The organism is Symbiobacterium sp., assembly GCF_040797425.1.
GTDB lineage: Bacteria > Bacillota > Sulfobacillia > Symbiobacteriales > Symbiobacteriaceae > Symbiobacterium.
Genome location: NZ_JBFNEH010000090.1, coordinates 1 through 7,357 on the forward strand (window position 1 = coordinate 1; position 7,357 = coordinate 7,357).

Below are 7,357 nucleotides of genomic sequence, written 5' to 3' on the forward strand. Positions count from 1 at the left end.
ACCTACAACCTGCCGATTAAGAGTCGGATGCTCTACCAATTGAGCTAGCGGTCCGTGACGGGATCTGGAGCGGGCGATGGGAATCGAACCCACGCTTTCAGCTTGGGAAGCTGACGTTCTACCATTGAACTACGCCCGCATCTGGCTCCGGCAGTAGGATTCGAACCTACAACCCTCCGGTTAACAGCCGGATGCTCTACCGTTGAGCTATGCCGGAATGTCTTCGTGGCCGGCCGGCGAGGATTAATGATACCGTAAACCCGGCCACAACGCAAGGCCCTCTGTGAAAGAACCACTTGAGCATAAACTTGCAGTGATCAGCCATCGCCGGGCGCCATCCGGAGTGTGTCCCCCTATGAGGAACGGCAGCTGCCCGCACCAGACGTGCCGGCAGCTGCCGCTTGAGCGCCGAAGCGCTGGTGCCAGGCTTGCCTCAGCTCTGCTGCAGGGGCCTCACCCTTACCGCACACGGGCCGCGGTCGTTCCGGCCAAGCTCGTACGTTACGGCCTGGCCAACGCACAGGTCGTTGAAGTCCACGCCTACCACTTCTGTCCGGTAGAAGAACAGGTTCTCTCCACCTTCATCCGGGGTGATGAACCCGTACGCGTCCTTCAAGTTGTGGATCTTCCCGGTTCGAGCCGCGCTGCTGTAGTCCGGCGCCGCAACCGCCTCCTGAGGCTCAGCCGGGACCACCGCAGGCCGGCTGTCGCCCGGCGGAAGGAAGAGCGCGTTAATCTTCGGGTCGGTCCGCAGCGAGCGATCGTCGATGATCTGGTGCATCATCAACGGATAGGTCGCCTCATCGATCAGGCTCTGCGACGCGCGCGTCTCGCGCTCGTGCCCGTTCTGGTCGACGTACTGGAAATCCCAGGCGAGAAGCATCACGCGGGTCCCCATGGTGTTCAGTTTCCGGACCAGCGGGACGAAATCCCCGTCGCCCGCGATGAGCACCACCACGTCGAACCGCTTGTAGATCGCAAGCTCAAACGCCTCAAGGGCGAGCCACACATCGATCCCCTTTTCGCCGCCCGGTGCAAGCGGCAGGAAGTGCGTCACCACGCCCTCCTTGATCAGCACGTCCTCGAAGACGCGCTCGTTCACCAGGCGCTGGGGCTCCATCTCCTGGGCACGCTGGCGACCCCGGAAGTAGTGGGCGTCTACGATGTGGCAGTACTTGACGTCGCACCCCTCACTGGCCGCCACCCTGTCCCGGATGAAATCGTGCAGCCCGCTCAGGCTGATGCGGGCACGGCGCGGGTGGTGATAGGCGTAGTAGTTGCTTACGTGACTGAAATAGTTGCCGTCGTAGAAGACACCAATACGGGTCAATCTGCTGTCGCCCATACTGCGAACACACTCCCGATTTGCTGAGATGATTGCCTGGAGAGGGAGTCGTTCCCATCCACGGATGTTATGTAAATTGTAGTGGTATTATAGAAACTTGTCAAGTGATGAGATGACACGCCACCCACCGCCCACTCGCCCGCTCCTCCAGAACCGGGCGCACCGTGCGGCAGACCTCCCCCACCACCGCCGGGCAGCGGGGGTGGAACGGGCAGCCGGGCGGCGGGTCCAGCGGGCTGGGCGGGGCGCCCTGCAGGATGATGCGCTCCCGTTGCCCCTGCCCCGGCGCGGCTGAGAGCAGGGCGCGGGTGTAGGGGTGCAGCGGCTCCCGGAAGAGCGGCTCCGTGGGGCCGATCTCGACGATCTGCCCGAGGTACATCACCGCCACGCGGGTGCTCAGGTGGCGCACCACGCTCAGGTCGTGGGAGATGAAGAGATAGGTCAGGCGCAGCTCCTGCTGCAGGTCCTCCATCAGGTTGATGATCTGCGCCTGCACCGACACGTCGAGGGCCGAGACCGGCTCGTCCGCCACCACCAGGCGGGGATGCATTGCCAGAGCCCGGGCGATGCCGATGCGCTGCCGCTGGCCGCCGCTGAACTGGTGCGGGTACCGGTCCAGGTGGCGGGCAGAAAGCCCCACCCGCTCCATCAGCGCGGCGGCCTCCGCCGGCCGCTCCCGCCGCGGGACGCCCCGCAGGGCGAGCGGCACGTAGAGGATCTGCCGCACCGTCTTGCGCGGGTTCAGCGAGGCGTAGGGGTTCTGGAAGACGATCTGGGCCTGCTGCCGGAAGCGGCGGAGACCGGCGGCGTCGAGCTGGAACACGTCCTGGCCGGCGAAGCGCACCTGGCCCCGGGTGGGCTCGTACAGCCGGAGGATCGTCCGGCCCAGGGTCGACTTGCCGGAACCGCTCTCGCCGACCAGCCCCAGGGTCTCGCCCTCGTTCAGCGTGAAGGAGACGCCGTTCACCGCCTTCAGGACGGGGCTTCCCTGGCGGGTGATGGCGCGGGCCAGGAAGCTGCGGGGCAGCACGAAGTGCTTGTGCAGGTCCACCACTTCCAGCAGGACTGGTCCGGACTCGCGGGCGGAGGACCCGGCGTCCGGGAGGCCACCGGCGTCCCGGACGTCCCGGGTCTCGCGCACGATGTCAACGGTCCCGGCGCCCCGCGCGCTGCGAAGATCGCGGGGATCCCGCACGCCCGGGCCGTCCCGGCTGACCGCGCCGGCGCTCATCCCGCCATCACCTCCTCCGCCTTCACGCAGCTGACCTCCCGCCCGTCCGAGAGCAGGCGGAGGGGAACCGGCTGTGCGCGGCACTCGTCCGATGCGAACCGGCAGCGGTCGGCGAAAGCGCAGCCGATGGGAAGGTGCGTCAGGTCGGGCAGCGTGCCGGGAATGGGCTCCAGCCGGCCCCGGCGGCCGCCCCACACCGGCAGGCAGCCCACCAGGCCCTGCGTGTAGGGGTGGCTCGGCTCGGCCAGCACCTGTGCCGCCGGGCCCGACTCGACGATGCGGCCGGCGTACATCACGGCGATGCGGTCGCAGAACTCCGCCGCCAGCCCGATGTCGTGGCTGACCAGCAGGATGGCCGTTCTGCGCTCCCGGTTGATCTCCCGGAGCAGGTCCAGGATCTGGGCCTGGATGGTCACGTCCAGCGCGGTGGTCGGCTCGTCGGCCAGCAGCAGGCGGGGGTTGCACGCCAGCGCCGAGGCGATCAGCACCCGCTGGAGCATCCCGCCGCTGAACTCGTGGGGGTAGGCGCGGTAGCGCTGGGCGGCATTCGCGATGCCCACCGCCTCCAAGAGCTGCAGCACCCGCTCCCGCTCCTCGGCACGGGACTTGCAGTACCGGTGGACCCGCAGGCTCTCCCGCACCTGCTCCCCGATGGGCATGGACGGGTTGAGGGCCGTCATGGGGTCCTGGAAGATCATGCCGATCTCATACCCCCGCACGTTCCGGTAGGCCCGGGGCGAAAGGCAGGTGAGCTCCCGCCCTTTCAGCCGGACCGACGAGCCGGGCAGGATGCGCCCCGGCTTCGGAATCAGCCCCATTACGGCCAGGAGCACCGTGGACTTGCCCGAGCCGGACTCGCCGATCAGGCCCACCACCTCGCCGGCGTGCACCGTGAGGCTGACGCCGTCCACCGCGCGCAGCCGCCCCCGGGGGGTCGGAAACTCCACCGATAGGTTCTCAATCGCCAGCAGCGGCTCCACTGTGCGTCCCTCCCCTCACCACCGCCGCATGCGGGGATCCAGCACGTCACGCAAACCCTCGCCGAACAGGTTGATGGCCAGCACCAGGCCCACGATGGCCAGGCCAGGCATCGTGGCCACCCACCAGGCGTTCAGCATCTGGTCGCGTCCGGCGCTCACCATGGAGCCCCAGGCCGGGATGGAGGGCGGAATTCCCAGGCCGAGGAAGGAGAGCGAGGCCTCCATGATGATCATGTAGCCCATGCGGAGCGTGCCGAGCACCAGCAGGGAATGGATGATGTTGGGCAGGACCTCCCCGGCGATGATCGCCACCGGACCCCGCCCCAGGGCCCGGGCCGCCTCCACGTATTCCTTGGTCCCCTCTGCCATCATCTCGCCGCGGGCGAGTCGGAAGAACTCGACCCAGGCCTTGAAGCAGAGGGCGATGATGAGGTTGCCGAAGCCCGGCCCGATGATGGCCATGGCGAAGATCGTGAAGAGCAGGTAGGGGAAGCCCATCAGCAGGTCAGCGATGCGCGAGAGGATGCGGTCCACCCACCCGCGCCAGTAGCCGGCGATGCAGCCCAGCACGGTGCCCACCGCCAGCGAGATGGCCACGGAGATCAGCCCCACCAGAAGCGATACCCGCGCGCCGTACAGGATCCGCGAGAAGATGTCCTGACCCAGCTGGTCCGTGCCCAGGAGGTGCGCCCTCGAACCGCCCTCCACGAAGGCCGGCGGCATCAGGCGGTCCGTCAGCACCATCTCCCGGGGTCCGTACGGTGCGATCTGCGGGGCGAAGACCGCAGCCAGAACATAGAGCAGGATGACGACCAGGCCAACCACGGCGCTCGGGTTGGCGAGCAGGCGACGCCAGAATGCCATTCCCCACCTCCTGCTACAGCTCCAACTTCGGGTTCAGGTACGTGTAGAGAATGTCAACCAGCAGGTTGCCCAGCAGGAACGTCAGCGCGTAGAGCATCACCGCACCCTGTACCAGTGCGTAGTCGCGTGCGAAGATCGCACCCACCACCACTCGGCCGAGCCCCGGCCAGCCGAAGACGGTCTCCACGATCATGTTGCCGCCCAGGAGCACCCCGAGCTGCAGGCCGGCGACCGTCACCGTGGGGATCAGGGCGTTGCGGAGCCCGTGGCGGAGCACCACCTGCCACTCGGGCACGCCCCGGGCCCGGGCAGCGGTCACGTAGTCCATGTGCAGCGCCTCCAGCATGGAGGAACGGGTCACCCGGGCGATGATCGCCGTCAGCTCCGCCCCCAGGGTGAAGGCCGGGAGGATCAGGTGGCGCAGGGCGTCCTTCAAAAGCACCCAGTCCCGGGTGAGGAGCGCGTCAAGCACGTAGAAGCCCGTCAGGTCGGGCGGCGCCAGGCCCGCAGAGAGGCGGCCCTGGACCGGCGTCCAGCCCAGGTGCACCGAGAAGAGCATGATGGCCATGATGCCCAGCCAGAAGGCGGGCATCGAGATGCCCAGGAACGAGACCCCCATCGCCAACCGGTCAAACCAGGAGTTGCGCTTCACGGCAGACAGGACGCCGATGGGCAGCCCGATCAGCAGGGCCACCAGCAGCGCGGCGAGGGCCAGCTCCACCGTGGCCGGAAAGGCCTCGCCGATCACGTCGACCACGGGGCGCTGCTCCCGGTAGGAGGTGCCCAGGTCGCCCCGGAGCAGCCCCCGCACGAAGATGGAGAGCTGCTCCGGCAGCGGTTTGTCCAGATGAAGCTCGCGGCGCAGCGCGTCGATCTCGGCCTGGGACACGTTGCCGGCCTGGCCCATCATGATCTCAACGGGGTCGCCGGGCAGGAGGCGAACGAAGCAGAAGACCAGGAGCAGCATCAAGAGCGACATCGGCAGGGCCGTCAGCACGCGCTCCAGGATCCGAATCGCCTTCACGCCATCCGCCTCCTAGTCGGTCACGTAGCCGGCCTCCCGCAAGAGCTGTCTGGCCAGATCAGGATCGTACTTCAGCGGCGCCAGGGTCTGGTCATAGCCGAATCCGCTGGGCAACATGGCCGTGGCCACGCGGTGGGCCCGGCCGCTGTAGATCTCCTTCAGGATCGTGTCCCAGTCGATGGCGTGGTTCAGGGCGCGGCGGACCCGCGCATCGGTGAACACGTTGTTGTTGAGCTCGATCATGTAGAGGCGGGTGCCCTGGGTGGTGAGCACCTTCACGTTGGGGTCGGCCTCCAGCGCCGGGATCTGGTCGATCGGCACCTCCTGGATGATATGGACTTCGCCGGCCTTGAGTGCCGCCACCCTGGTGGAGGGCTCGGGAATCATGCGGAAGGTGACCGTCTTGAGCTGGGCCGGCCCCACGGGTGCGAGGGCGTCGGCGCCGCCGTAGTAGTCGTCAAACCGCTCCAGCACGATCTCGCTGCCCAGGTTCCCCCGGACGAACTTGAAGGGGCCGGTGCCCATGGGGTTCTCGGACAGGGCCTGGGAGGAGCCCATCTTCTCCACGTGGGCCTTGGAGACGATCTGCGTGTGCGGCAGGAGCTGGAGCCAGGTGGGGAACGGGTACTCGAGTGTGAACTTGACCTCGTAGTCGCTCAGCTTCTCCACCTGCGCGATCGGCCCTACCAGGCTGAGGCGGGGAGACTGCTGCCCGTCGATGCCGTCGGGCGCCAGGATGCGCTCGAACGTGAAGGCCACGTCGTCGGCTGTCATCTCGGTGCCGTCGTGGAACTTCACGCCCTGCTTCAGCTTGAAGACGTAGGTCACGTCATCGATCTGCTCCCACGACTCGGCCAGTTCGGGCACCACCTGGCCGTCCGGCGTGCGGGTAACCAGGCCGTCGTAGATGTTGCGGATGACCGTCTCGGTCTCCCGGTCGCGGTGGTTGGCCGGATCCAGCGACTGCAGCCGGTCGGTGCGCAGGCCCACCACCAGGGAGTCGGCGCCGGTCCGGCTCACGTCGTGCAGGTTGATGCGGCTGTCCATCGCGGGGGTGAAGCCCACCACGTCGGCGGTGGTGGCCTCCACCACGTCCATGTAGTAGCCGAAGATCCACGGGGCGTCCTCAATCAGGATCTGCTGCACCTGTTCGTACGCCCGCCGCCGCGCCTCGGGGTCGGTGCCGGTCGCCCCCTCGTCCAGCAGGCGGTCCACCTCGGGGTTGGAGTAGAAGGAGTAGTTGCCGCGGTCGCCGGTCTTCAGCTTGGGCAGGGCGAGGTCGTACGGGTCGAAGGTGGAACTGCCCCAGTCCTGCGTGTAGGCCACACGGTTGCCTTGCTTGATCTCCTCAAGGAGCGCGTTCTTCTCCCAGAGGCGCACCTCGGCCTGGATCCCCACCTGGCGGAGGTAGTTGGCCACGGCCTCCGCCTCCGGAACGCGCCCCTGGTAGGCGTCAATGGTGATCGAGAGCCGCTGGCCCCCAGACTGCTGCCCCCCGGGAGCGTTGCTCTCCTGGCCCGAAGAGCAGCCCGTCATCAGCAGCAGCCCCGCCGCCGTGACAGTGGCCAGCACACGAATCGGATCTCCGTGCTTCACCAAACGCATCCCCCTCCTTCTGAGCTGGCGTCCTGATCTGAAGTGGGTCAAAGCTACGGCTCATGGGATGTAGCGCCATCCTACAACTTATACTCGGATCATAAGTTGTAGCATTCGACACGGTATTGTCAATCCCCTCCACGCACTAGGGGAAGAAATGTGAATATGATATCGAGCGGGCTTAAACCTTCTCGTTCTAATCGTCTGGAAACAGATTCCAGCAAGCCCGTAAGAGCGCAGGGGGCGACACTCCAACCTTGGGCTCCCGCCCCCGAAGACCTGGATGCGGCCACCGTAAACCCACCCTGGCGATAACG

6 protein-coding genes and 2 tRNA genes are annotated in these 7,357 nt (G+C 66.9%); all 8 read right to left on the bottom strand.

Annotation, left to right across the window (positions count from 1 at the left end):
* Positions 1–65: 65 nt before the first annotated feature.
* A tRNA-Gly gene (locus tag AB2385_RS16290) sits at positions 66–139 on the bottom strand.
* Positions 140–142: 3 nt separating this feature from the next.
* Positions 143–217: transfer RNA gene (locus AB2385_RS16295), tRNA-Asn, on the bottom strand.
* Positions 218–433: 216 nt separating this feature from the next.
* On the bottom strand, positions 434–1,345 hold the full coding sequence (locus tag AB2385_RS16300) for an NYN domain-containing protein (protein ID WP_367656066.1): 912 nt from the start codon (positions 1,343–1,345) through the stop codon (positions 434–436).
* A 100-nt stretch (positions 1,346–1,445) separates the two neighbouring features.
* On the bottom strand, positions 1,446–2,576 hold the full coding sequence (locus AB2385_RS16305; RefSeq protein ID WP_367656067.1) for an ABC transporter ATP-binding protein: 1,131 nt from the start codon (positions 2,574–2,576) through the stop codon (positions 1,446–1,448).
* Positions 2,573–3,556: an ABC transporter ATP-binding protein gene (locus tag AB2385_RS16310; RefSeq protein ID WP_367656068.1), complete on the bottom strand. Its 984-nt coding sequence runs from the start codon at positions 3,554–3,556 to the stop codon at positions 2,573–2,575. Before AB2385_RS16310 ends, AB2385_RS16305 begins: the two co-directional genes overlap by 4 nt.
* Positions 3,557–3,571: 15 nt before the next feature.
* Positions 3,572–4,420 (bottom strand): ABC transporter permease, encoded by an 849-nt coding sequence (locus AB2385_RS16315; RefSeq protein ID WP_367656069.1) that lies wholly within the window; start codon positions 4,418–4,420, stop codon positions 3,572–3,574.
* Positions 4,421–4,433: 13 nt separating this feature from the next.
* Complete coding sequence (locus AB2385_RS16320; protein WP_367656070.1) at positions 4,434–5,444, bottom strand: ABC transporter permease; 1,011 nt, start codon at positions 5,442–5,444, stop codon at positions 4,434–4,436.
* A gap of 12 nt (positions 5,445–5,456) precedes the next feature.
* On the bottom strand, positions 5,457–7,040 hold the full coding sequence (locus AB2385_RS16325; RefSeq protein WP_367656071.1) for an ABC transporter substrate-binding protein: 1,584 nt from the start codon (positions 7,038–7,040) through the stop codon (positions 5,457–5,459).
* Between the last annotated feature and the right edge of the window lie 317 nt (positions 7,041–7,357).

Bases quoted from the DNA above. Each gene is read 5' to 3' on its own strand.
- AB2385_RS16300 (WP_367656066.1), bottom strand. From the start codon at position 1,345: ATGGGCGACAGCAGATTGACCCGTATTGGTGTCTTCTACGACGGCAAC.
- AB2385_RS16305 (WP_367656067.1), bottom strand. From the start codon at position 2,576: ATGAGCGCCGGCGCGGTCAGCCGGGACGGCCCGGGCGTGCGGGATCCC.
- AB2385_RS16315 (WP_367656069.1), bottom strand. From the start codon at position 4,420: ATGGCATTCTGGCGTCGCCTGCTCGCCAACCCGAGCGCCGTGGTTGGC.